26 protein-coding genes are annotated in these 24,921 nt (G+C 57.5%); 13 read left to right on the forward strand and 13 right to left on the reverse strand.

From position 1 onward, the window contains the following. Positions 1 to 13: 13 nt before the first annotated feature. Positions 14 to 460 carry a hypothetical protein gene (locus tag BSF79_RS16765; protein WP_090270984.1) on the forward strand — a complete coding sequence of 149 codons (447 nt, stop codon included), beginning with the start codon at positions 14 to 16 and terminating at the stop codon, positions 458 to 460. A 64-nt stretch (positions 461 to 524) separates the two neighbouring features. On the opposite strand, the gene BSF79_RS16770 is transcribed toward BSF79_RS16765, so the two are convergent. The 10 genes from BSF79_RS16770 to BSF79_RS16820 all read right to left on the reverse strand — a co-directional run bounded on the left by BSF79_RS16770 (position 525) and on the right by BSF79_RS16820 (position 7,627). After that, the gene (locus BSF79_RS16770) at positions 525 to 959 is read right to left on the reverse strand and encodes a hypothetical protein (RefSeq protein WP_090270985.1); all 435 of its coding nucleotides are present in this window, start codon (positions 957 to 959) and stop codon (positions 525 to 527) included. 1 nt (position 960) lies between these two features. Beyond that, positions 961 to 1,671, reverse strand: a complete 711-nt coding sequence (locus tag BSF79_RS16775; protein ID WP_139246475.1) for a hypothetical protein — start codon at positions 1,669 to 1,671, stop codon at positions 961 to 963. Between the two features lie 4 nt (positions 1,672 to 1,675). After that, positions 1,676 to 2,017: a hypothetical protein gene (locus tag BSF79_RS16780; RefSeq protein WP_139246476.1), complete on the reverse strand. Its 342-nt coding sequence runs from the start codon at positions 2,015 to 2,017 to the stop codon at positions 1,676 to 1,678. A gap of 8 nt (positions 2,018 to 2,025) precedes the next feature. After that, entirely contained in the window at positions 2,026 to 2,175 is a 150-nt protein-coding gene (locus BSF79_RS19855; protein ID WP_175545363.1) for a hypothetical protein, read from the reverse strand. A 447-nt stretch (positions 2,176 to 2,622) separates the two neighbouring features. Further along, the gene (locus tag BSF79_RS16795) at positions 2,623 to 3,168 is read right to left on the reverse strand and encodes a hypothetical protein (protein ID WP_139246477.1); all 546 of its coding nucleotides are present in this window, start codon (positions 3,166 to 3,168) and stop codon (positions 2,623 to 2,625) included. 329 nt (positions 3,169 to 3,497) lie between these two features. After that, complete coding sequence (locus BSF79_RS16800) at positions 3,498 to 4,997, reverse strand: helicase RepA family protein (protein ID WP_090270991.1); 1,500 nt, start codon at positions 4,995 to 4,997, stop codon at positions 3,498 to 3,500. After that, positions 4,994 to 5,473 carry a hypothetical protein gene (locus tag BSF79_RS16805; RefSeq protein ID WP_090270992.1) on the reverse strand — a complete coding sequence of 160 codons (480 nt, stop codon included), beginning with the start codon at positions 5,471 to 5,473 and terminating at the stop codon, positions 4,994 to 4,996. Before BSF79_RS16805 ends, BSF79_RS16800 begins: the two co-directional genes overlap by 4 nt. 105 nt (positions 5,474 to 5,578) lie before the next feature. Continuing rightward, positions 5,579 to 5,887: a helix-turn-helix transcriptional regulator gene (locus BSF79_RS16810; protein WP_090270993.1), complete on the reverse strand. Its 309-nt coding sequence runs from the start codon at positions 5,885 to 5,887 to the stop codon at positions 5,579 to 5,581. Positions 5,888 to 5,990: 103 nt separating this feature from the next. Further along, entirely contained in the window at positions 5,991 to 6,302 is a 312-nt protein-coding gene (locus tag BSF79_RS16815; protein WP_090270994.1) for a hypothetical protein, read from the reverse strand. Then, positions 6,302 to 7,627 (reverse strand): tyrosine-type recombinase/integrase, encoded by a 1,326-nt coding sequence (locus BSF79_RS16820; RefSeq protein ID WP_090270995.1) that lies wholly within the window; start codon positions 7,625 to 7,627, stop codon positions 6,302 to 6,304. Before BSF79_RS16820 ends, BSF79_RS16815 begins: the two co-directional genes overlap by 1 nt. A 396-nt stretch (positions 7,628 to 8,023) precedes the next feature. On the opposite strand from BSF79_RS16820, the gene BSF79_RS16825 reads away from it, so the two are divergent. Then, positions 8,024 to 8,386 carry a hypothetical protein gene (locus BSF79_RS16825; protein ID WP_090270996.1) on the forward strand — a complete coding sequence of 121 codons (363 nt, stop codon included), beginning with the start codon at positions 8,024 to 8,026 and terminating at the stop codon, positions 8,384 to 8,386. Positions 8,387 to 8,724: 338 nt separating this feature from the next. On the opposite strand, the gene BSF79_RS16830 is transcribed toward BSF79_RS16825, so the two are convergent. The 3 genes from BSF79_RS16830 to BSF79_RS16840 all read right to left on the reverse strand — a co-directional run bounded on the left by BSF79_RS16830 (position 8,725) and on the right by BSF79_RS16840 (position 12,491). Beyond that, complete coding sequence (locus BSF79_RS16830) at positions 8,725 to 9,306, reverse strand: DUF1190 domain-containing protein (RefSeq protein WP_090270997.1); 582 nt, start codon at positions 9,304 to 9,306, stop codon at positions 8,725 to 8,727. Positions 9,307 to 9,352: 46 nt separating this feature from the next. Continuing rightward, on the reverse strand, positions 9,353 to 10,579 hold the full coding sequence (locus tag BSF79_RS16835; RefSeq protein WP_090270998.1) for a glutathionylspermidine synthase family protein: 1,227 nt from the start codon (positions 10,577 to 10,579) through the stop codon (positions 9,353 to 9,355). 178 nt (positions 10,580 to 10,757) lie between these two features. Continuing rightward, on the reverse strand, positions 10,758 to 12,491 hold the full coding sequence (locus tag BSF79_RS16840; protein WP_342741892.1) for an SLC13 family permease: 1,734 nt from the start codon (positions 12,489 to 12,491) through the stop codon (positions 10,758 to 10,760). Between the two features lie 252 nt (positions 12,492 to 12,743). On the opposite strand from BSF79_RS16840, the gene BSF79_RS16845 reads away from it, so the two are divergent. The 11 genes from BSF79_RS16845 to BSF79_RS16895 all read left to right on the forward strand — a co-directional run bounded on the left by BSF79_RS16845 (position 12,744) and on the right by BSF79_RS16895 (position 24,921). Next, on the forward strand, positions 12,744 to 13,994 hold the full coding sequence (locus BSF79_RS16845) for an Hsp70 family protein (protein ID WP_090271000.1): 1,251 nt from the start codon (positions 12,744 to 12,746) through the stop codon (positions 13,992 to 13,994). A gap of 306 nt (positions 13,995 to 14,300) precedes the next feature. Next, positions 14,301 to 15,575: an ABC transporter substrate-binding protein gene (locus BSF79_RS16850; RefSeq protein ID WP_175545364.1), complete on the forward strand. Its 1,275-nt coding sequence runs from the start codon at positions 14,301 to 14,303 to the stop codon at positions 15,573 to 15,575. 60 nt (positions 15,576 to 15,635) lie between these two features. Continuing rightward, positions 15,636 to 16,835 (forward strand): ABC transporter ATP-binding protein, encoded by a 1,200-nt coding sequence (locus BSF79_RS16855; protein ID WP_090271002.1) that lies wholly within the window; start codon positions 15,636 to 15,638, stop codon positions 16,833 to 16,835. Beyond that, positions 16,835 to 17,722, forward strand: a complete 888-nt coding sequence (locus BSF79_RS16860) for a carbohydrate ABC transporter permease (RefSeq protein ID WP_217650093.1) — start codon at positions 16,835 to 16,837, stop codon at positions 17,720 to 17,722. Before BSF79_RS16855 ends, BSF79_RS16860 begins: the two co-directional genes overlap by 1 nt. After that, positions 17,709 to 18,566, forward strand: a complete 858-nt coding sequence (locus BSF79_RS16865) for a carbohydrate ABC transporter permease (protein ID WP_090271003.1) — start codon at positions 17,709 to 17,711, stop codon at positions 18,564 to 18,566. The genes BSF79_RS16860 and BSF79_RS16865 overlap by 14 nt, the downstream gene beginning before the upstream one ends. 69 nt (positions 18,567 to 18,635) lie before the next feature. Continuing rightward, on the forward strand, positions 18,636 to 19,454 hold the full coding sequence (locus BSF79_RS16870; RefSeq protein WP_090271004.1) for a metallophosphoesterase: 819 nt from the start codon (positions 18,636 to 18,638) through the stop codon (positions 19,452 to 19,454). Positions 19,455 to 19,737: 283 nt separating this feature from the next. After that, positions 19,738 to 21,279, forward strand: a complete 1,542-nt coding sequence (locus BSF79_RS16875; protein ID WP_090271005.1) for an ABC transporter substrate-binding protein — start codon at positions 19,738 to 19,740, stop codon at positions 21,277 to 21,279. Then, on the forward strand, positions 21,280 to 22,287 hold the full coding sequence (locus tag BSF79_RS16880) for an ABC transporter ATP-binding protein (protein WP_090271006.1): 1,008 nt from the start codon (positions 21,280 to 21,282) through the stop codon (positions 22,285 to 22,287). It abuts the gene before it with no gap. After that, the gene (locus BSF79_RS16885; RefSeq protein ID WP_090271007.1) at positions 22,284 to 23,117 is read left to right on the forward strand and encodes an ATP-binding cassette domain-containing protein; all 834 of its coding nucleotides are present in this window, start codon (positions 22,284 to 22,286) and stop codon (positions 23,115 to 23,117) included. The genes BSF79_RS16880 and BSF79_RS16885 overlap by 4 nt, the downstream gene beginning before the upstream one ends. After that, on the forward strand, positions 23,114 to 24,040 hold the full coding sequence (locus BSF79_RS16890; RefSeq protein ID WP_217650094.1) for an ABC transporter permease: 927 nt from the start codon (positions 23,114 to 23,116) through the stop codon (positions 24,038 to 24,040). Before BSF79_RS16885 ends, BSF79_RS16890 begins: the two co-directional genes overlap by 4 nt. Next, positions 24,037 to 24,921, forward strand: a complete 885-nt coding sequence (locus BSF79_RS16895; protein ID WP_090271009.1) for an ABC transporter permease — start codon at positions 24,037 to 24,039, stop codon at positions 24,919 to 24,921. Before BSF79_RS16890 ends, BSF79_RS16895 begins: the two co-directional genes overlap by 4 nt.

Here is a 24,921-nt window from a genome sequence, read left to right on the forward strand (position 1 = left end):
GAAGGAACTAAAAATGGATATTCGAGCAATTTACGAACTTAAACGACAGAATTTTTTGATTGGTTACGTTCAGTCGCCAAAACACTTTGATGCGGCGTTAGCATTTGCTTACGAAAACCGCATTGCGCCTGTTTACCACGAAGAAATCACCCGTGAGAAATACGGTGAAGACTTGTTCAAAGATGTTTACGCGGTTTCTGCGGATTTCATGGATGAAGTTTATGCCTACATGAATGACTGCGACTTGAACAAGAAACTTGACGAACTCGCGTTCTGTAAGTTGGAAGATAAGTTCGGCGGCTATAAGCGGAACCGCATCGAACTTATTAGAACTATTGAATATGCGCGGATTAGCGGGCGTTGGAGTGATGACGTTTACAAGGCAATTGAAAGTGATGCGCCTGCGGAAGCGAACCGTCTTGACGAAAAGTTCGAACCTAAGGACGTTTACTTCGGCTAAAAAAAAGCCCCGGCGCTTCGCAGCAACCGGGGCAGTTAGCTTCCAAGTGCCCCAAGGAAGATCGTTAGAAACAGGCTGCGGGGATGCCCACAATCAAGCGGTCGGCGTCGGGGTCAATGCCTCTTGCCGCAGCCGCTTGGCGCAAGGTCTGCCCGTCGGCGACGCGAACCACATGACAGGCCGGGAAGCCCCGCAGCGGGTCGGAAATCGCGGCCCCTGACAGCCATGTGATGTGCTGCGCCCGTTCGTCTAGCTTGGCCTGCCCCTCAATCGCTGTGAAGGTCGCTGCGGGCACGTCATGGGCTACCAGCAATGGCAGACAGCCCAAGGCAATAGCCGCAGACAGGTCGGGCGCAGGGTCGTCTAGGGCGACCGTCACAAGCTGCCCGTAATCGTCGTGCCGAATGAAGTCGTTCCCCAATGGGGTTCGTTCATCTTGCGAAGACGCGGCAAGCCATGCGGTCAATTCTTTCAATTGGGTTTCGGCTAATGTGGGCATGTTATTCACCCGTCGCCAAAGGGGTGTCGATTTCTACGCGGGTCGCCATGCCTTTTTCAATCCCGCCGTCGAAGAATGAACGCGGCACTTCGGCGGCGACGCTGGCAAGTTTACCGTCAAGGGCGGCGACCTCGGATGCAATGCGAACCCGTTCCGACGCTTCGGGCGCATGGGCTGCGGCGGCATACAGGCGCAACGTGTTCAAGCGTTCGGAAGACATACCGGACAGCGCGGCGGGGGCTTCAAACAATGCCGTTGCGAACCGAATGTCAGTTTCGACCAAGCCGCGAAGTTCCCCAACAAATTCAGGGTCGCCCCGCTTCGACAGAATGAACGCACGAATTTCGGAACGAACGACTTGCGCCGCCGTTCCAATGTCGGGCGACAATGCGGTTTCGATAGCTTCCATCGCGTCGGCGGTTTCTTTGGCGACCCATGCTTTCAGTTCGTCACGGGTCTTGTTGATTTCCGCAACGGTCGCTTCGGCAATCTTGCGGCCAGCTTGGTGTTGTTGCGGCGGGGTGCGGGTCTTATCCCATTCAAGGGCATTTACCCGTTTTACCGCGTCGTCAACGGAATGATGCAGCTTCATAATCTTCGTCGCTGGCACGGCGTCATATCTCGTCCCGTCGCCAAGAAAGGCTTTGCGGCCTGAATCGGTGCCAAGTGCGGACATAAGGCGGCGGGCTGTTTCGGTATTCACTAGGGCCATTTGGTTAGTTCCTTTGGAGTTTGATTTCGGTGCCGTCGGCAAGGTGAATGAAATTTTTCGACTTCTCACCCGGTTTCAGGGGCGCGGGGTTGTTCACAATGCCCACATTGGGCGGGGCTTCGTCGGTCGTGTTGGCAAACAGGCACAACAGTTCGGCTTGCAATTCTTGCTGTTGCTTGCGGGCGTATTCGGCGAAGGGTTGCCCGGTTGGCGTTTCGGGGCGGCGCAGGTAAAGAACGCCGTCAACATCTTCGATATATGTTTTGGGCAAGCCCCCTATGACGCCTTTCGGCTTGTCGGCTGCGGCTTTGTGGCGGGCTTCCAAGCGGGCTACACGGGCTTTCAACGCGGCGGTTATTCGGTCAAACCTTCAAGCTTCGACAACCGTTCTTCTAGGTCGGTCGCTTCAAAGGTCTTGCCGATAAGCATAAGGATATGGGTCAGGCGCGATGCATCTTCGATTTTCAGTTTGCCGTTACGGGCTTCGCGGTAGAGCTTCGTCATTTCGCCCCGGCAATCCAAAACCGACGCAAGCTTGATACGCTTTTGCGGGGGGGTGGGTGTCGGTGTCTTGGGCCAAACAAGGCTAGGGTTTTCCATCGAATTACCATGCAGAATTGAACGTTTAAGGCGGGGCTAAGGGCCACTTAGGGCGGGCAATTCCAAGCTGGCAAGGGGTCAAATTTGGACCAGACAACGACAGACAAATGCGGACAAAAGAAAGTTTCTGCGCCTATCCCCAAGCCGTTTTGAGTGCCCGAAGTTCCGCACGGTGACGGCGATAGGCTTCGTTGCGGGCCAGTTCGCTACCGTCGGCTCCACCTGTGCGTTCGGTGCGACCCCGCCTTGCATTTGCGGCTTTTGCATCCTTTTTCCAAAGGGCGACAAGTTCGACGTAATCGGCTTCGGTTAGGGCGCTTGGATTGCGGAACGCATTTATGACACGCGGATTCATAGCCCGAACCGCGCTTCGAATTTATTGGTGTTCAATTCGAACGGCACAAGTTGGGCAACGCGAAGCAATGCTTCGACTTTCATCATTCGGCCAATCTCGCTTTGATACAGTCTTGGATTGCACCTTGCTTGATAGTCCATTTGATTGAGGTAATTCACGAAGGTCGTTATGGGCGCGTCGCTGTACGCTACTTTGCATCCGATTTCGTCTTTCACTTGAATGAAATCCGCAGCCGAAAAAATGTCGTTGCGATGATAGCGAAGCAAGTCGATTGTCTTCGGCCAAGCCGACGGAACGCGATCAAGCAAGTTCGATGATAGTTCCGAAACGGAAACGACCCGATAAGGCGCAGCTTTGCGCAAGTCAGCTTCGACAGCCCTAAGTCTTGCACCAATGACCGCTTCGAAAAGTTCGCTGGACGTGACACTTGACCTTACATTTTCGGATTGGTTGACGATCACAAAACAAAACTGATTTTCAAGCCAATCGCGATCATGGGTTGCGTAAACCGCTTCGATACTCATTTCGTTCATGTTAGACATTTCGACTATCCTTAGTAGGTTTGTAGTAGATTTTTTCGAACGCCATTTCGACCTTGTTTTATTGGAAACTCTGGCAGTCCAAATCGCTGCCAGCGTTTTAAGCTAGGCTTTGCTTTCGATTGGTGCCCACAGTTTTGGGGCTTGCTGGTTCGTTATAAGTTTCGGTGACTTTGGGAATTTGACTATCGAACCATTCAAACCAAACAGCCGACTGCACCCTGAGGGACAAGGGACACCCCCTAAAGGGGGATGTCCTGTCCGTCCCGCTAAGAGAGGGAATGCAGCAATGGGACATGTCCCGCTTTGTCCCTGTCCTGTCCCGTGTCCCGCTATTCATTTTCACCCCCGCCAAGTTGATCGGCGACGCTTGGGAACGAAGGGCCGGAATAGTAAACGTCGTCTTCGACCGTCAGTTTGCCAATCCGAACAAGATCACTTCGGGCGCGTTGGAAACGCTTTCTTTTGGCTTCGGCGTTATCGGCGGTATCTTCGCGATAGAATACGTCGCGCCAAGTCGCCAACGGAACGCCAATTCGAAGCCCGCTAAAGTCGGGTCTTTCGATTTCAGAGAACGCTTTCATAAAGGTGGTGAACGCAAATTTCTGACTTGGGGTCAGGCGGTCGGCCTTACTTATGGAACCGCTTTCGTCGGGGATAACGACGCAACTTGTGATTTCGTCGCCGTCTTCATCAATCCCAATTTTTACGGTTTGCAAACGGAAGCCAAACTTCGCGCCGTCTTCGCCGTCCTTGACCTTATCCAGCGTGAATGCACGACAATCGCCGTCGCGACTAACGACAAGCGAACCGTCAAGCGCAGCGGGAAGGCTTGAATGCCCGCGTGACCCTTTTTCAACGTCTTTGCCCGTATGATGAACAAGGATCACAAGACCGCCAATCAACAGTTGCAGGCGCGATGCCGCAGCGACGATTACGCCCATATCTTTGCCGCTGTTTTCGTCCAACCCCGGCGTTGCCCGGCTCAGAGTGTCGATAATGACGACGCAACCCTGTGGGCATACAGCCGCCAAGTCTTGAATGTCCTGTTCGGAAGTAAGCAAAAACGGTTGCAGGATTGCGGCGAAGTTTTCCGGCATAGGTCGGCCATGATATGTCGTCCAAGCCTTCGCCCGTTGCTGAAACCCGGCGTTGCCTTCCAAACTGACATACACCACGGGCGCGGGTTTTGTCTTGAAACCGAACCACCCCTGACCTTCTGCAATGGCGCAGCCCAAGCAAGTTGCGAGAAAAGATTTGCCCGATTTGCTTGGCCCGACGATTGACCCCAACCCTTCGGCAACGAAGACCGATTTGACGCGCCAACCAATCGGAACAAGTGCGTCAATGGCCGAACCCGACAGTAACTTAAATCGTTGCGAGTTTGGCACGACCACCTTGTCCTGCAAGTTCGGGTAATCGACTAAGGCAAATTCCTGATCTGCGGCACGGTCTAACGTTCGTTCGAGATAGTCGGGGCGGTTTTGCATCTTTTCGCGTTGCCCAAGTTTCGAAGCCAACACGATCCGCTTTGTTTGCTCATAATTCCCGCTATGAAAGTAAACATAGTTTGTGAAAGCCTGATCCGCGCCGGAATGGTCGAAGTCGGCATGATCGGCGGAAACCCCTTTGTGCTTCCCCGCTTCAAGAGCGATGAAATTAGCGCCGTTTGATGCAGAACGACATGCGGCACGAACTTCTTCGTCGCTTCGCGTTTGCGGTCGCGAAAACGACTGCGCCCGGCCTGCTTCGGCTGCGCCACTGGTCGCGGCTGAAACGCCATAATGGGCAATAAAGGACGAAAGGTAGCCATGATCGGGAAGCGCGGTCATAACGCAAACCCCCGGCCTGACATGGCAATGAACCGTTTTGCCGAATAGGCTTCGATACCGTTGCCGCGCTTACCGCCGTCGGGCACGGTGCCCTTGATCCAGATATGCAGCCCGTTGCCGCTATGACTGCATTCAACCCAACCCTGAAAGCCTTCAACGATTTCACGAGCCTGCGGCGTTAATGTGCCATCGGGGGCAATGCAGCCGTCAAGGTCGATACAGGCGAAGGGGTCATGTGGTGTCAGCACGAAACCGATGCCCACACCCCTTTGCAGGGCCATGCTGCAAGCCTGATCGAACGCCAACCAATTGGCAGGACTGTGGGCAGTTCCAAATTGCCCTGTTCGCCAATCAAGCGGCACCTTGTCGGGTTTCGACTTCATGGGCTTTTGATCTTCGCGCCAAAGAACGAACTGCGGCCAAGCCTTGATTTCGTCGGGAATGTTCGGCCAATGGTCGGGGGAATAGTTTTGCATCTTCGGGCCTGTCTGTAATACGTTTTTAGTAGCAATTTCGGGAATTACATTTCCCGTTTTACTTCAATTATTTAGCGGATATTTCGGAAGCCGTTTCGGCTGCCACTACGCGCAATGCTTGCGGGCTTCGGTCAACTCAATGACTAAAGTTTTCAGTTGGTCTTCCGTTTTCCCAGCAAGACGGTAAGCACACCACATGTTCACTTCCGCTGCGCCCCAAGCCGACGACTTTTCGCCAAGCTTGATCGGACGCGGAAAGATGCCCTTCGCCATAGCCTCATAGAGCGTTGGGCGGGCCATACCTGTTACCGCGCAAACGTCGGGCGTTCGCAGCAAGGCGTTTGGCACAAGTGCCGCAGGGCTGAATTTGGGGGGTTCCGCAGGAATGGCGGTCGAATTGGTCAGGGCTGTCATGGTGCTATCCTCACATGTCTAAGCGGGTCTGCTTGACTTGTGAGGAACCTAGCCGTTGAAATGCAGCTAGTCGAAGTTGAAGAAAAAACCTATACGATTGATTTTACGACGTAATTTCGTCTATTTTCGCGATCAATTGCGATTTGAAATAGCGACGATCACCTGCGGGACCGCCTGCATATTCTTCGAAAAACTTTTGAAACGTGACTTCGATATTCATTTCGGCGGAAGCAACATGCCATTCTGCGGCTTTCGTGACGGTCTTCGCTTTTTCGGTTTGGCGCGATCTATTCCGTTTGCCTGTCTTAACCTTGTCCTTTGCACCTTCGGGCCGTCCACCTTGGTTCGGTGGTTGGTTAAGGATTTCTTCGGGAACGTCTTCAACGACGACTTGTGCGGGGGTCCAACGCGGCATTACGCAACCCCTGCCCGCAGCGGAACGACTTTCGACGCTTCGGCTTCTTCACCGCGACAGAAGGCGGCAAATGCATTCATCATTGCCCGACGTTCTTCAACAAGGTCGTCGCGGCGATAACGGCGTTCGACTTCGTTGCCCACATTATGCGCCAAGGCCAGTTCACTTTGAATATTGTCGAACCCGCGCTTTGCCGCCCAATCCTTGAAGGTGGAACGCAATCCATGCGGAACAGCAGGGCGCGGCTGCGGTTCTTCGTCGGGGTTTTCTGGTATCGACAGGCGAACGTCTATCCAACCCTTTGCGTCTTTCTTGACCTTGGCTTCGTGCATCCGTTTCATAACAGCCGACATTGTGGCGTCGGACATTTCGCCGCCTCTTGGGGCCGGGAAGATAAGTGCGTTTGGATTGCTGTGATCGGCTTCGAAGTTTGGAAGCGACTTCAACAACGCAACGGCGGCGTCGGATAGCGGAACCCGGTGTTCGCCGTTCTTTTTGACCTTCATTCGGGCTGCGGGGATTGTGAAAACCTTAGACTGAAAGTCGATTTCGCCCCATGTTGCCCCCCGAACTTCACCGCTGCGGCTGGCGCAATATGTGACAAATTCTAACGCCCGTGCTGCCATGCCTTCCCGCTTGCCAAGGGCTGCAAACCATGTGGGCAAATCGTCTTGTTGAATTGCGGGTCTATTTTGCGTTTCGGCTTCGCCTTGGTTTTCAATCCACGTTGCCAGCGCGGATATAGAAGCCGGGTTGTCGTGTTTGCGGCAACCTTCGTCAATCGCCCAATCAAAGACCTTGGAGCATCGCTGGCGAACACGTCGGGCCGTATCGGTCTTCGTCGCCCAAACGGGTTTTAGAACGCCTTTCACGTCGTCAATCGTGATGGTGCCCACATCCTTTGCACCTATCTTCGGGCAAACGTGCAAGTCCAAGCTTGCCCGCCACTGCTTGCGGTGTTTTTCGCTGCGGAATTTCTGGATTTTTCCCGACTTCATATATTCGTCTAGGGCGTCGGCGAAGGTCGTAACGTTCGGCACTTCGGGCGCGGCGTTCAATGCGCGGCGTTCTTCAACAGGGTCGCGGCCTTCCCTTACGGCGACGCGAAGCTTGTCAACTTCGTTACGGGCGGCTTTCAACGAAACGTCTTCATACGACCCAAGCCCCATGCCACGCGCTTTGCCGCGACTCGTGTAGCGGAAGACCCAAGATTTCGTGCCCCATTTCGACACTTGCAGAAAAAGCCCCCTACCGTCGCGGTAGTGCCCCGGTGCCGTTTTTGCCTTTACCGTCTTGTCGTCCAGAAGATCGGAACCCCGTGCCATGTGCTGTCCTACTCAATTTCTACTACAGAAATTTGACAGATTCAGACAGACAAGGCAAGACAGTGATAGACGACACAATCCCGCAAGCATTTGGAAACAATCGTTATTTCAGACAACCCTAGACGGTGACAGACATACTATCGGAAGCCCTACGGGCTGCCACTCTTCTTGCGAGAGCTATTGGTTTTGCTAATAAAGTTTCAGCCATCACGCTCTGCCTAAGCAATGTGCAATGGGTCCAAGAGCGAAGAACGGCCCTGAAAACCCCCGGCGAACGCTCGCAAAGACGTGATCAAAGTTTCTACTCCCGCCTTTCTTAATTTCTGAGCATTGCACAATGCGCGGTGCGTAAGCGCGATGGTTCGCGCGATACACCATAGATAAGAAAGTGTTGCATTGGCGAAAGTTGTCTCGGTCGCCGACGTGTTCATAGACACGAATATTTTGGAGTTTTCTGCCATCAAGAAGCATGTCTGCCGACCAAGGAAGGACACGATCAACTGGGGTGGTATCGAGCAAGAGATCATGGTGCACGACATGGTCACCACAAATGTTCCTCGCACGATCAAGAACGAAACGCAGAAACGTGACGCGATTCTTCTTGGAATGCCGGTATTTCCGGGGAACTCAAGTTTCATATGCACAGAGAAGTTGACCTTGAAACATGGGGTCTGCCGGGCATGGCAAGCGCGTCTGGTCGTTTCTTCGATGGTCCAATCCACGAGGTCGCCGACCCAATCGCGCCGCAGTCTCGCATAATCGCTGGGGGCCAAAGAAGCCCAGAGAATACGTGCTAGATTTTCTGTCCGGCATTCAGCACCCGCGCTATGCCGAACTTACGAAGATGACCGGCGTATTTCAGGGCAAAGACAAGCCACTAAACCTAAACCAAGCACGAGATGCTTACCATATTTGGTGCGCCGAATGTGCCGACATGAACTAGTTTCTGACAATGGATTACAAATTTCCAAAGGTCGTAGGTGCGGCAAAGTTTATGTGGAACGGCTATAGGTTCGCCAAACCTCGCGTTGGCTTTGACGAAGGCAAGGGCTGGACGTAAAAAACGCCCCATCTGCGTCGGTGCACGTAAACCGGGGCTAGCCGCCGAAGCCCGAGCGACCGCTGCCGAACTTGCCAAAGCCGCCGCGTGACATGGCTGTGGCGCGGGTCATAGGAGCCTTGCCGAGCGTTGACGTGGGGCGGGTGAATTGCGACGTGCTGAGCTTTGCGGCACCGGCATTGCTGGAGTAGCTGCTTGAGCGTGCCGCATTGGTAAACCGCCCGTCCGAGGTTTTATAAAGCGGTTGGCTCGCGGACATGCCCGAGCGCCCGCCGAGCATATTCCCGATGAGGTAGCCCGCCATGAGCGGCATGAAGATGCTGCCCGACCCGCCTTGTGTTGCGGTTGCTTCCGAACCGCAGGCACCTTCGCCGTGCTGCTCTTCGCAGACGGCAATGCTGTCATAGCGGGGGGCGGCCTCGACGTGCAAAACCTCGGCTTCGGTGAACGCGGCTTCACAATCTTGGACAGAGAACAGCCCACCGGGCGTTGCCGCGTTGGTGCAGCTTTGCAGATCGGGAAAGGCTTGTGCGTCCACCTGTTCGTCACGGCATCCAGCAAGGGTGAAAGCGGCGGCGCCAACGATCGCGATGGTGATCCGGCTGGAACGTTTGGTCATGACAATCCTAACTCTTGGTCAATGGGTGTAACTTTATATGCGCAGGTCATGCGACAATATAGTGCGGTTTGAACCTTGATAGATCCTGAGTGATGCGAGAGCGATCTTCGCGCATGCCGATGCCTGCGCAGGTCTCGCCCACGATCCACGCCCCAATGACCGGGCGAAAGCCATCAAACTGCGGCAGCGGCGCATAGGCCTGAAGGATGCGGGGATGTTCAGCGTAGTCGGTATTGTGCGCTTCTTCGATGATTTCGCCATCTTTGATGATCGTGACCGATGCGCCTTCGCGCGACAGGATCGGTTTGCGCACATGGCCTGCTGCAAGCTGCGCCCTGGCCCGCTCGAACGCCCCGGCCACATCCGTGGCAGCGGCCCCGCGCCCGGCGATGGCTTCGCCGATGTCGTGTTCGAAAAACGCGGGCAAAAGGTTGGGGTGCCCCTCAAACATCTGCCAGAGCACCGGCAAGATCCCCTTGTTGGACAAGAGCGCCTTCCATGCCGGTTCCAGAAACAGGCAGCGTGATCCGGCGATATGGTCGGCGTAGTCATCACGCAGCAGGTCTTCCCACGGGTAAAGCTTGAAGAGGACGCCCATGACCCGGTCTTCATCATCGAGAAACTGGCCATCTTTGCTGAGCGCGATCTTGTCGAGGTCGCAGTAATGCGCCCCAAGCCCGGCTTCGCGGGCAGCCCAGCCCATGGCCTCGACAGTTGCGTAGTCCTCGGGGCTGCCACCAACGGCGGTAAAATGCAGATCGCTTTCGGGCTCGAAAACCTCGCCAAACCGCGCGACGAGCGCCTCGTGGATGCCGTTGAACTGATCGCTCCCCTCGGCAAGCACGCCAGCGGCGAGCTGATCTTCGAACCATTGCCACTGAAAGGCGGCGCTTTCATAAAGTGAGGTCGGGGTATCGGCGTTATATTCCAACAGCTTGGCCGGGCCGTGACCATCATAGGCAAAATCGAAGCGGCCATATATCTCGGGGTCACCGCGGCGCCAGCTTTCGGCGACAAGATCGCGATGCGCCTCGGGGATCGCGAGGCGCTCCATCAGGGGTTCGCTCTTGATGATCAGGTCGACCGCCTCGCGGCACATGGCGTGCAGCTCGGTTGCGGGATCTTCGAGGTCTGTCTCGATCTGGTCCAGCGTGAAGGCATAGGCCGAGGTTTCATCCCAATAGGGCGCGCCGTGCATATCGGCGAAGGTAAAGCCAACCTCCTTGGCATGGTCGCGCCAATGAGGCCTTTCGGGCAAGGCAATTTTCTGCATCTGGCTCCTCCTCGGATCTTGAGGATCATTTAGGCGGTTTGGAGGGCGGAAACCAGACTTGGTTTTCGGCTTGCTGGGCGAAAGCGACGACAGCAGTGTTTCCGCCCAGCAGGCAGTTCACGCGAAACACGCCGCAACGGACCGGTTTGGGGCCGCGAAGGCCATGGGTTGAACAGCCCTAGAGCGGCCAGACGAAGAGGATTGTCGGGACCGCGACGCAGACAACGAGGATTTCCAGAGGAAGCCCGATACGCCAATAATCGCCAAAGCGGTAACCACCGGGACCCAGAATGATGGTGTTGTTCTTGTGTCCAATCGGGGTGAGGAAGGCGCATGACGCCGCCACCGCAACCGTCATCAGGTAGGTGTCGGGGTTTGTTCCGGTCGCGGATGCGATTGACATCGAGATTGGCGCAGCGATCAACGTCGTCGCCACATTGTTCAAAAAGTCTGACAGCGTCATCGTCACAACCATCAGCGCAACCAGCGAGACCCATGCCGGGTAGTCGACCGTCAAGCTCACGATCTGGTTGGCGATCAAGTCGGCCCCGCCGAAATGCTCGAACGCCTCGGCCAGAGGGATCAGGCTGGCAAGCAGGACGATGACTTTCCATTCCACCGATGCGTATACCTCGCGGCCACTGACAAGACCCAGCGCGACGTAGCCGATCACGGCGCCGCCGAGCGCCACGGACAATGGAACAAGCCCAAGCACAGCCAGAGCGACCGCGAGCATAAACACCCCGATGGACAGGCCCGCTTTGCTGCGTTGGACAACTTCGGTTTGCCGCCCTTCAAGCGGCAGCACGCCAAGCCACTCGATAGCTTCGGCCACGCGGGCGGGCGTTCCCAGCAAAAGAAGGACGTCGCCGGCACGGATGGGAAGAAGACGCACCCGGTCTTGAAAGCTCTTTCCGCTTCGCGCGACACCCAAAAGCGTGACGGAGCGGTGCTGCAACAGGTTCAGGCTGCGCGACGTGCGGCCCTGTATCCGCGCGCCGTCTGGAACGATGGCTTCTGCCAAGGTCAGGCCCGGCGCCACAACGCCACCTTCGTGTTTTTCCGAGCCTGCAAAATCAAGCCCCGCCTGCCCCATGAAGGCCTCGATCGATTTGGGTTCGCCTTCGACGACCAGAAAGTCACCCGCGCGCAGCTCTTCTCGTCTTGCGAGGCCGCGGATGCGTTTGCCGCGACGGACCAGACCCAGAATATGGACGTCGACATCGTTCGCTTTGGGATAAAGATCCTCGACCACCATGTCCTCTGCCAGTGTCTGCTCTCCGATACGAAGTTCGGCGACGTATCGGCCTTTGCTGACCTCTCTTTCGGTGTCCAACAGCGACGTCCGCGATGGCAAAAGCCGCCAGCCGAAAAGGGAAACGAAGGCAATCCCGGCGATGGCGACGGTCAGCCCGACAGGTGCAAAATCAAACATGCCGAACGGCGCGCCCATAACGCCCTGACGATATTCCGAGATCACAATATTCGGCGGTGTTCCGATCAGCGTGATCATACCGCCAAGAATTGTCGCAAACGAAAGCGGCATCAGGGTTTGCCCCGCCGCGCGTTTGGCCTTTTTCGCGGCTTCAAGGTCCAGCGGCATCAGAAGCGCCAACGCGGCGACATTGTTGATGATCGCAGACAATCCGGCGGCCAAAGCTGCCACGACAGCAATATGTAAGGGAAGCGGCCGGTCCGGGTCGATCAGCCGCGACGCAACAAGCTCGACCGCGCCGGATGACGACAACCCCCGGCTGACGATCAAGACCAGTGCGATGATGGCCACAGCGGAATGCCCGAACCCGGAAAAAACATCATGGGTCGGCACCAGCCCAAGCGTGGCCGCGATGATCAAGGCGCCGAAGGCGATCAGATCGTATCGGATGCGGCCCCAGACAAGAAGGACGAACACGGCACCCAGAAGGACAAAAATTTGCGTCAATTCACTCTGCATAGCAGCACCTTAGCGGAGTTCCCGTGGCGCTGGAATATGGACTTTCCGCAGGGCGCTTCATATCCTCTCGGTCGCAGGTGTGTTGCCGAGAGGTATTTCCCGCCTTCTTTATGGGGCCTCATAGGTTCCGGTGGTTCCGGTTGCCGCTTGACGACCGTGCCTTGGGTCCATAAAGACGCGCCTTTCGTATAATATCGGGAGAGGTCTGAGATGGCGGCGCATAGCCAAGTATTGGGTATCGACTTCGGCACCTCCAACTCAGCGGCGGGGTATTTGTGCGATGGCAAGCCTCGGCTGATCGAGATGGCCCCCGGCCAGACCACGCTGCCGACGACATTCTTTTTCGACTACGACACGCGCAAGACCCTGATCGGAGAGTCGGCCAATCAGGCCTTGCTGAACGGCATTGATGGGCGGTTCATGCGGGCGCTCAAGCGCGTGCTGGGCACAACGTTGATGCATGAGAAACGCCACATCCTGAACGAGCGTGTGACATTCGTGGACATCATCGCCCGCTTCCTGAGCCAGATCAAAATCCGGGCCGAGGTCGAGACCGGCCTGACCTTCGACCGGGTCATTTCGGGCCGCCCGGTGGTCTTTCATGGCGTTGATGACCCGCGTGAAGAACAGGCCGAGGCCGATCTGCGTGCCTGTTATCTGGCGGCCGGTTTCAAAGAGGTTGATTTTTTGCCCGAACCCGAAGCCGCCGCCATTGCCAGCGGCGCGCTGGAGCAGTCGGGTGAGATCGGGTTGATCGTCGATATCGGCGGCGGCACCTCGGACTTTTCGCTGTTCCGGTCGGGCAATGCGGGCGTCACGATCCTGGCCAATCACGGTATCCGCATCGGTGGCACCGATTTCGACCGCGCAATCAACATTGATCGGGTGATGCCGCTGCTGGGCAAAGGCACGCAATTGCGCAAGGCGATCGGTCCGGGCGAGTCGCCCGTCCCCAGCGCGATCTTCAACGATCTTGCCACGTGGGAGAAGATCCCCTTCCTCTATACCGCTCAGCATCGTCGCATGGCCGAGGAGTTGGCGCGGCTGGCCTATGAACCGGAGAAGCTGAACCGGCTTGTCACCGTATTGGAAGACGAGCTTGGGCATGAGTTGGCCTTTGCTGTTGAGCGCGGCAAGATCGCGGCCAATACCGGCAAGGAGCAGTCCGTTATTGCGCTGGACCAGATCGAGCGGAACCTTTCGGCCCCATTGCCGACCGATGCCCTTACCCGAATTCTTGCCGAGCACGCCCAAGCGTTGCGCACCGGGGTGCAAGAGACGCTGCAACTTGCCAGCCTTGATACGGCACAGGTCGACCGGGTCATCTATGTTGGCGGGTCGAGCTTGATGTCGATGGTGTCAAACACGATGAAAGAGCAATTCCCCAACGCCCGACATTCCTTCACCGAAGTGTTCACCGCGGTTACCGATGGGCTGGCACTTGCGTCCGGGCGACGCTAGCGCACCGACTGGGGACTGACCGGCATCCGATTTGCGCATACTGCGCGGCGGCAGCCGTAAAAACCAACTGCCATCTGCAGTGCGCTGATCCGGAGCAGATTTCTCAGGCCTTGCGCAAAGACCGTAAAACCACCGGTCTTTGCGCGAAGAATCTGTGCAGCGCGTGGCCATCTCATCATCGGGGGTTCAACGCCATAATATAGTTTTGTGACATCTCGCTATTCTGCGGCGACTGTTACGATGCTGTCGCATCCAATTCGCACATGTTTCGGAACTCACGCTAGCAATATTTGTTGGAGAAACATGATGCTATATAAAATAACTGCGGCAGCTCTGGCTCTGGCCTGTTCTGTCATGGCTGCCGAGGCAAAGGTAACCATCACCTGCCTGACGAATGCCGGTCACCTGACCCGTCAGCACGAACCGCTGATGGCCGAATTCAACGCGATGCAAGACGAAATCGAAGTCGTTTATGCAGCCCCCGCCAAGAACTATGGCGACACGCATCTGCGGCTCTTCCGCGGCTCGGCCACCAAGACCCTGCCCGATTGCGCGTTCGAAGCCTATAACCAGCTGCCGTCCTTGGCGCGTGCGCTGGCCGAGCGCGGCCAGATCCTCAACCTGAACGAGTTGATCGCTGCCGAAGGTGCTGATTTCAAAGGCAAGAACTACACCGATCAAATGCTTGAGCTGGGCCGCGTCGACGGCGTGCAATATGGCATGCCGTTCAACGCGTCCGTGATCCAGTGGTACTATAACGCCGATCTTTTCCGCGCGGCGGGTCTGGACCCCGACAACTTCCCGACCGATTGGGACGGGTTCTTTGATGCGGCGCAGAAAATCGATGCTTTGGGTGACGATATCGACCCGATGTTCATGTGGCTGATCAACGGCGATGACTGGGGTTTTCAGACCCTGATCCTGCAACAAGGCGGCCGGATGATGTCGGACGACGGTCAGGCGATTGCATTCAACGAGAACAACCATCACGTCGAAGCCATGAAAATGGCCCGCCGTCTGGTGGTTGAGGGCGGCGCGCGCACCGATCAGGACCGCGAAACCCAGTTCACCGCGTTCACCGAAGGCCGCATGGGCATGTGGGGTCTGTCCCCCGCTGGCGCACGCAGCGCGGCCGAGCGTGTCGGCGATGCGTTTGAGCTTCGCTCTGCGCCCTTCACCGTGTGGAACGATGCCGACGGCAAGCTGCCCACAGGTGGCAACGCGGCGATCATCACGGCCTCTGATCCGGAAAAACAGGCTGCCGCGTGGGAATACATCAAGTTCCTGACCGGCCCGCGTGGTCAGCAAGTCACCGCCGAGATCACCGGCTATCTGCCCACGAACAAGCGTACGCTCGAGACCGAGTACATGGGCGCATTTTATGCCGCACACCCATATTACGCGACACCGATCAAGCAATATGATCGTGCGGGGCCATGGTCGGGCTATCCTGGCACACAGTCCGAAAAGATCTGGCGTGATCAGGCGTCCACGATCCGCGCTGTGATGGACGGCAAAATCACCCCTGAAGAGGGTGCGGACAAACTGGTCGAGATCGCAGAAAAACTGATGAAGCGCTGATCGCGCTTTGGCAGGCGGGGGATTGCCCTCGCCTGCCGCTCTTTTTTGAACAGGTACAAAATGTCTAGACTGACCCTCAGAAATATTGGCAAGTCCTTCGGTGACACCGAGGTTCTCAAGGCGATAACGCTGGATGTGGAAGACGGCGAGTTTCTGTCGCTTGTTGGCCAGTCGGGATGCGGAAAATCAACGCTGCTGCGGATAATTTCAGGCCTTGAGGCCCCGAGCAGTGGTGAAATTCTGATGCAGGGGCAGACGGTCACGCATCTGGCCCCCAAGCAGCGAAACATCGCGATGGTGTTTCAGGACTATGCGCTTTATCCGCATATGAGCGTGGCAGAAAACATGGCGATGCCGCTTATCATGGCGCAGGTGCCGATGTATGCCCGGCTGCCGCTTGTGCGCCGTGTGGCCCCTGCGGCCCGGCGTCACAAACCCAACATTGATGCCCAGATTGACACTGTGGCCAAGCAGTTGCGCATCGACCACCTGCTGGCGCGCAAGCCTGCGCAACTGTCAGGGGGGCAGCGCCAACGCGTTGCACTGGGGCGCGCGCTGGTACGCAATCCGGGCATTTTCCTGATGGACGAACCGCTGTCGAACCTTGATGCCAAGCTGCGTGTCGAAGTGCGCCGGGAAATCTCGGAGTTGCACGCCAGTTCCGGGCTGACGTTTGTCTATGTGACCCACGATCAGACCGAAGCGATGACAATGTCAGACCGCGTGGCGTTGATGCAGGGAGGCAGTATCTTGCAGGTCGCCGCCCCGAACTCTCTGTACACAAATCCGGCCTCCGTGGATGTTGCCCGCTTCATCGGCTCGCCGCAGATCAATATTTTTCCGGTCCAGTCGCGCGCCACAGGTCTGCATCTGGGCGACACCAATCTGGGCCTGATCCTTGAGGGCGCAGATGCTGATTTGCAAATTGGGTTGCGGCCCGAAGCGCTGTCACTGCAAGGCGTGTCGGGGCTGTCATCGCACCCACCGGGCGCAGTCGTGATCACCCTGCCATTCGATAAGCACATGGTCGAGGATCTGGGTCCCGAAGTTCTGATCCACGGGCGTCTTGACGCTGAACCCGAGATTGATCTGCGTATTCGGGCGCAAAAAGCCAAAGACTATGGGCTGACCGATCAACTGGCGAAGGCGCGGCGCCTGAACGTCACAATCGACCCAACACAATTGCTGGTGTTTGATGCGGGCGGACGGCGGTTGCATATAACCCCACGCATGATGCGCACGACGAGCGAGGTGTCGTGATGCGCGTCGTCTCCAAGGAGCGCGCGCAGGCGCGGCTGGCTTATCTGCTGGTTCTGCCCGCCACTTTGTTGATCTTGCTGATCTATATCCTGCCCATTGTGACGGTGTTCGGCATCAGTTTTACCGACTATTCGCTGGTCAGCGATTACTATGAATTCGTGGGGCTGCAAAACTACGCTCAGATGCTGGAGGACGAGGCCTTTGGCAACGCGCTGCGCAACACGCTGATCTATGCGGGGCTGTTTTTGCCAGGCGCGTTTATCATCAGCCTGATCCTTGCAATCGCCATTCAGGAACGCAAAAAATTCCGTTCGATCCTTGAGGTTCTGTATTTCCTGCCCGTCACGTCCACGCTGGCCGCGATGGCGTTGGTTTGGGCGGCGTTGATGGACAGCAACCAAGGCGTGATCAACCTTTGGGCCGCAGCGCTTGGCGCGGGTCCGTTCAACTGGCTGGGGTCGGAAAATCTGGTGCTGGTGTCCATGGCGCTGATTTCGCTTTGGAGCGTGATTGGCTTCAACATGGTGCTGTTTCTGGCGGGGCTTACCGCAATTCCGGTCAATTTGTACGAGGCCGCCGCCATCGACGGGGCCGACCACCCGGTGGACAAGTTCTTGCGTGTAACCTGGCCCATGCTTGGGCCAACGTCGATGTTCGTCGCCGTCACCAGTTCGATCACGGCGTTCAAGCTGTTTGATACCGTCGCCATTCTGACCCAAGGCGGGCCGGACAGATCCAGCGAAGTCTTTCTGTATCTGACGTTCCTCGAGGGGTTCGAGTATTTCAACATGGGATATTCGGCGGCGCTTTCGCTGGTTTTCCTTGGCATCATCTTTGTCTTTGCGCTGATCCAGGCGCTGTTTGTGGATCGCAATGTCCAGTATTAAAGCCACCCTGCGCAGCTTTGCGCCCCGCTCGTTTGGTCACCTGATCAGCACGCTGTTTCTGGTCCTTGGGGCCTGGGTGATGGTGTTTCCGTTTGTCTGGATGATCTCCTCCAGCCTGAAACCCACGGACGAAGTGTATGATACCGACTTTTCGATCATCCCGCGCACGTTCAAAGGGTTCGAAAACTATTACGAGGTGCTGTTCGATCAGCCTTATCTGATGTTCCTGATGAACAGCTTCATCGTGTGCGTCGGTATCTTGATCGTGCAACTGATCACCGCCGTTCCAGCCGCCTATGCCTTGGCCAAGTTGAAGTTTCGGGGCAGCACAATCCTGTTTGGCACGGTGATTGCGTCTTTGACGATCCCGATCAACGTGACCTCGATCCCGATCTACGTGGGGATCGTACAGGCCAGCCTGCTGGATACGTATCTGGCAATGATGTTCCCGTTCTTCATATCGGTCTTTGCGATCTTTCTGTTCCGCCAATTCTTTCGCAGCTTTCCCGACAGCATCATTGATGCGGCGCGCGTCGATGGGTTTTCCGAGATCGAGATCATCCTGCGCCTGATTTTGCCGTCCGCTGTGCCCGCGATCGCCGCTTTTTCGGTGTTCAGCTTCGTGACGCATTGGAACGATCTGTATTGGCCGCTGATTGTCGTCACCAGTCAGGACAAGATGACGGCGACGCTGTCGATGATGCAATACCAATCGGATTTCGACACGGATTATGGCCGCACATTCGCGTCAGCCACCGTGGTGACAGCACCGATGGTCATCGCCTTCCTGTTCGCGCGCCGCCTGTTCATTCGCGGCATTACCATGACCGGGGTCAAGGGATGATCTGTCCCTGTCTGGCCCCTGAAACTACCTTACAACTCTCGCTCATCCTATAATATTGGACCCTGACCCATGCTGAAATTCATCGTGCTTTCCGACCTGCATATTGTGCCAGAGGGGACGCTGTCCCATGCGCTCTGCACGACCGAAAGGTTCCAGCAGTCCATTGACTATGTGAACAAAAATCATGCCGATGCCGATTTTGTCATCCTTGCGGGGGATCTGGCGGATCATGGTGAAAAGGCCGCTTATCAGCGGTTCCAGCAGACCCTGTCGGGGCTCAAACCCAAAACCTATCTGACGCTGGGCAATCACGACGATCGCGCCACCTTTCTGGAGGTTTTTCCTGATCTGGCCGATGACACCGGCAACGTGAACCACGTGATCGACAGCAACGATCACCGGGTGATTGTTCTGGACAGCCACGACCCGGATGCCGGTGGCGCCGGCCTTATCGATCAAGGCCAGCTGGAGTGGCTGGCGGCGCGTCTGGACGAGGCCGTGGACCGCCCGGTCATCATCGTTCTGCATCACAATATCACGAAATTCCACGTGCAGACCGATTTCATCATCCTGCGCGAAAATGCGGCCTTCGCCGAGGTTGTGGCGCGCCATCCCGACATCCGGCAGGTGATCTCGGGGCATGTTCACATGACAACCTCGGGCACCTATCGCGGCATACCGTTTTGCACATTGGCCGGGGGGCATTACAGCATCGAGCCCACACTGGAAACACTTTCCGGCCCCGTTCCGAACCCCGTGCGCCGACGCGAAGGCCCCGGCCAGTTGGCGGTCGTCCTAGCAGACAGCGAGAGCACCGTGGTTCATATGGAAAACTTCCTCGACCGGCATCTGGTCATGGCCCAAGACCTGTTCGGCTGGCGTGAATAAAACTCTCTGTGGCAGTGAAAAGCCGGTTTCCCAAGCGCAGAGAGCAGCAGGGCAAAAATTACAGTGGCGAAAGTGGCACAACACATTGGTCAGCCCACCTCGCCATGCCCACTTGAGCCTTAAGGCTGCTCTCTCGGCGCCGTTTAGGCGCGGCAAGGAAAGGACCTTTTTGATGGGACAGGCAGGCCGACGGTCATGGTCTTGTCACGAGAGCCCGCTAGCCTGATGAGGACAAGTTTCCGCTGCACCCTTCCTCTTCATCGTCCCAAGGAAATTCAAGCTCATGAAAAATACACTAGCAACAGCTCTGCTGTTGGTCGGCCTTGCTGTGCCTGCCGTTCAGGCGGCTGATATGACCGTCGCGGTTCAAAGGGTCCCCGATACCCTGGATCCGATCCTTGAGAATTCCAATGTCAGCCAGCGGATCATTTTCTCGATCTATGACACGCTGCTGAAGGTCGATTATCGCCACGGCGGCAAGCTGGTGCCCAACCTTGCGGAAAGCTGGAGCCAGATTGACGCGCGCACGGTTGAGTTCAAGCTGAAGCACGGCGTACATTTCCACAATGGGGCGCAATTGAATGCCGCCGATGTGGTTTTCACCTTCTCGCCCCAGCGTATTGGTCAAGACGACGCCGCTTTGGGCGACGCAGGCACGGCAGTTTCCAAGCCGTTCCTGAGCGGCATTAAAAGCGTCGAGGCGGTTGACCCGTACACGGTGCGCATCACGATGAAAAACGACGATGCCCTGATCCTGCAACGCTTTGCCAACTACCCGTCGCAGATCGTGTCGAAGGCCGAATTCGACAAGGCCGGGTCCTATGCCGCGTTTGCAAGCCATCCGGTTGGCACCGGCCCCTACGCCTTCAAAGAGTTTGTCGCGGGCGAGCGCGTGGTCATCGAAAAGTTCGACGACTATTTCGCGGCCGACAAAGGCGCGGCCGATGAGGTGACCTTTACGGTTGTGCCCGAAATTGTCACCCGCATTGCCGGTCTGCGGTCGGGTCAGTTCGACATGATCACCGAAGTGTCGCCCGACCATATCGACGAAATCAACGGGGCGTCGGGCACGTCCACCGTTGGCGGGCCGGTTCTGAACATTCGCGGCCTTATCTATGACAGCACCAACGAAACGCTTGATGATGCGCGTATCCGTCAGGCGCTGAATCTGTCGATCGACCGCGTGGCCCTGACGAAAGCGCTGTATGGCGATCAGACGTCGGTTCCCAACGGGTGGCAGATGGATGTCTTTGGCGACATGTATCTTGCCGACCGTCCGCTGCCGGAATTCAATCTGGAAAAGGCGAAAGCCCTGCTGAAAGAGGCCGGGTATGACGGCGAAGAGATCGAGTATCGGACCCAGAACGCCTATTACACCAATCAGATCGAAACCGCGCAGGTTTTGGTTTCCATGTGGAAAAAGGCCGGTCTGAACATCAAGCTGGCGGTCAAGGAAAACTGGACGCAGGTGGTGGAAGACAACGAGTCGCGCCACATCTTTGACGGCTCGTTCTCGGCCTATTATCCCGATCCCATGGGGCAGTTCTGGCGCCGGTTCGGGCCAGACGGCGGTTGGGCAACCAACAAATACTATGTCGTTTCGCCCGACATGATCGCGCTTGGCAACACGCTGGCGACCGAAGCCGATACCGCCAAGCGCCGTGTGGTCTTTGCCGACATGCTGGACCGGTTCGAAACCGATCCCAATGGCACCCCGCTGCACAAGCTGACGCAGATTTACGGGGTACGGACCGGCACGACATATGATCCGCTGCCGACCGAATATCTGGACCTGACGACCTCTAGTCTGACGCTGGAGAAGTAGGTGCAGGCGCACGACGATGGCCCCCGCCGGGCCGTTGCAACACATTTCGAGACGGCAGGGCCTCGCCTTGCCGTCTCGGCGCTGAACATATCGTTCGACGGACAGGTGCAAACGGTGCGCGGGGTGGAGTTCCACCTTGGCGCGGGCGAGATTTTCGGGATTGTCGGCGAAAGCGGGTGCGGCAAAAGCATCACCTGCCGGGCGCTTATGGGGTTGCTGCCCCGCAAGGCGCAGGTAACGGGCACGCTGACGGTCGCGGGCCGGTCGTTTGATCTGTCGGAGCAAAAGGCGTTGCAGGTCCTGCGTGGCCGAACCTGCGCGATGATCTTTCAGGATCCGATGAGCGCACTGAATCCGTTGATGACGGTTCAGGGGCATCTGAGCCTGCATCTGAAGCGCAACGGGCGGCCTTGGGATACCGAGGCCGTCGTGGCGCTGCTGCGCACCAGTGGCATGTCAGAGCCCGCGCGGTTTCTGAAGGCTTATCCGCATCAGCTGTCCGGGGGGCAAAGCCAGCGCGTGGCGATTGCGATCGCGCTGTCGGGGCAGCCCGACGTGCTGATTGCGGACGAGCCGACAACGGCGCTGGATGTGGTCTTGCAGGCGCAGATCCTTGAGGAGCTGCAACACATGGCCGCCCGCACTGGCATGAGCATCATCCTGATTTCACACGATATTGGCGTGATCGCCAAATACTGCCACCGCGCCGCAGTCATGTATGCCGGTGATGTCGTCGAAACTGGCGATGTGGACACGCTGTTTCGCCATCCCACGCATCCGTACACCAAGGGTCTGATCAACGCGTTGCCGCTGCCATCACGGCGTGGGCGGGCGCTTGAGCCGATCAGCGGCGAAGTGCCCAAACCCGGCACGATTTTGCAAGGCTGCACGTTTGCGCCGCGCTGTGATCGCCGGGTGAGCGACTGCGATCGCGGGCACATTCCGATGCAATTGCGTGGCACGACCAAAGTGCGCTGCCTTGTGCCCCAAGGAAAGGAAGCCGGATGAGCCGCGATGTGCTGTCCTTCAACGAGGTGTCGGTTGCCTTTGCCCGGCCCGGCGGCCCGGCCACCCGCGCGCTGGATACGGTTTCGGTTGCCCTGCGCAAGGGCGAGGTTCTGGGCATTGTCGGCGAAAGCGGCAGTGGCAAGACAACGCTGGCCAAGGCCGCAGTGGGGTTGGTGACGCCCTCATCGGGCGCCATATCGCTGGACGGTCAGCCGCTGAGCTTTGCTGGCCGCGCCGGAAAGCATCTGCGCCGCAGGTTGCAGTATGTCTTGCAGGATTCGCTGGGCAGCCTTGATCCGCGGCAACGGGTGCTGGCGCAAGTCGCCGAGCCGCTGATCATTCATGACATCGGCCAGCCCGCCGAGCGGAACGATATGGCGCGGGAATTGCTGGTGCGCATGGGCATTGGCGAACACCTTGTCCGACGATACCCGCGCGCGCTGTCGGGGGGGCAGCGTCAGCGCGTGGCCTTGGCGCGGGCGCTGATTTTGGAACCCGAGATCCTGATCTGCGACGAGTCCGTCTCGGCGCTGGATGTGTCGGTTCAGGCGCAGATCCTTAATCTGTTGATCGAACTGCAACGCGAGCGGGCGCTTTCGATCTTGTTCATCAGCCACGACCTGTCGGTGATCCATCACGTATCAGATCGGGTGGCAGTGATGCGGCACGGAAAGATCGTCGAGCTTGACGAGACCGAGCGGCTGTATGCCGCGCCGCGTCAGGCGTATACCAAGCAGCTTATTGCAGCTTTGCCGGTGTTCGCGCTTGACCGGGCCCGCCCCAAACCCGCCACCAGACCCGCTGTCGGGGTGCCAGTATGCGCTGGATGATCACACGCTTACTGCGGGCGGGGCTGACGCTTCTGTTGTTGGCGACATTCACGTTCTTCGCGCTGTCGATCAGTGCCGATCCGGCGCTGCAAATCCTGGGTCCAGACGCGCCGCCGGACGTCATCGCCGCCTTTCGCGCCCGGTGGCAGCTGGATCAGCCGCTTTTGCAGCGCTACGGCACCTATCTGCTGGGCATTCTGCAACTGGATTTCGGCCTGTCGTATCGCACCGGACAGCCTGCGATTGACCTTGTTGCGCAGCGCCTGCCCGCAACATTGGCACTGATGATCCCGACCGGGCTGGCATCACTGCTGATCGGCGTGCCGCTTGGGATATTTTCCGCCGTCAAGCTGGGCACCACTACGGATCGCTTGATCATGACGGCCTCGGTCATCGGGTTTGCGGTGCCGAATTTTCTGGTCGGCATCCTGTTGATGTATGTTTTCTCGGTCTGGCTGGGGTGGCTTGATCCCAGCGGTATCACCTCGGGGTTGTCGTGGATCATGCCGATGATCACCATGGTGTCGGCCGAGGCCGGTGTCTTTGCCCGGTTCACCCGCTCGGCGATGGCCGAGGTTCTGGCCCATCCGATGCACGACACGGCCTTGTCTGGTGGTCTGTCGGCACGGTTGACGCTGCGCCGTCATTCGATCCCGAATGCGATGATCCCGCTTTTAACGCTGGTCGGCCTGTTTGTCGGCAGTCTGGTTGGCGGCGCGGTGATCACTGAAAACGTGTTTTCGTGGCCGGGGATCGGCAGGCTTTTGGTTGAAAGCGTGGCCGCGCGCGATTTCGCGGTTGTCCAGATCATTGTGCTGCTGATTGGCACCACCATGGTTGTGACCAACCTGTTGGTCGACATGTCGTATGGGTTGATCGACCCGCGTATACGCGACGCGCGCCGTGGCGGGGTGCCCGCATGAGCCTTACGCAGACGCGCCCCGAGGAAACGGACCAAGACCCAGCCGGGTGGCGCGCCCGTCTGGCTGGGATGCCGGTGTTGGTTCGGATATCCGTTGTCCTGTTGCTGATCATCGTGTTTGCCGCTGTTTTCGCCGGGCCATTGGCGCCGCATGACATTGCCGATCTGGATCTGCTCAATCGCTATGCCCCGCCGGTTTTCATGGGCGGGGGATGGTCCAATGCGTTTGGCACCGACAATCTGGGCCGGGACATGCTGTCGCTGGTGCTGCGCGCCATTCAGGTAAGCCTGATCATCGCGACGATCGGCACCGTCGCGGGCGCGATTGTCGGCACATCGTTGGGGTTTCTGGCGGCGTGGGCCGGGGGGATCGTTGACGACGTGATCGGTATTCTGATCGACTTTCAGGCGGCCATTCCGTTCCTGATCATGGCGCTTGCCCTGCTGGCGGTGTTGCCGCAGGCCGATATGACGTTGTTCATCCTGATCATGTGTATCTATGGCTGGGAGCGCTATGCGCGGCTGGCGCGCTCGGTCGCGCTGTTTGCCCAGAACAACGGCTATGTCACCGCCCAGCGCGTCATTGGTGCGGGCGGTTTTCGCATCTATTTCCATCACATCCTGCCCAACACGATGGCGGTGATCGTCGTCAACATGACGGTGAACTTTCCGGCGACGATCCTGGCCGAGACCTCGCTTAATTTTCTGGGCATCGGGATACAGCCCCCCGACACCAGCCTTGGCGTGTTGATCGGCGTCGGGCGCAATCACCTTTATCAGGCACCGTGGATGGCCTTGCTGCCCGGCGCGGTCATCCTGGTGACAACCTTATCCATCAGCGTCGTCGGGGACTGGATCCGCGATCAGATCGACGCCGATTAA

It is taken from the genome of Thalassovita taeanensis (assembly GCF_900110775.1).
Lineage (GTDB): Bacteria > Pseudomonadota > Alphaproteobacteria > Rhodobacterales > Rhodobacteraceae > Litorimicrobium > Litorimicrobium taeanense.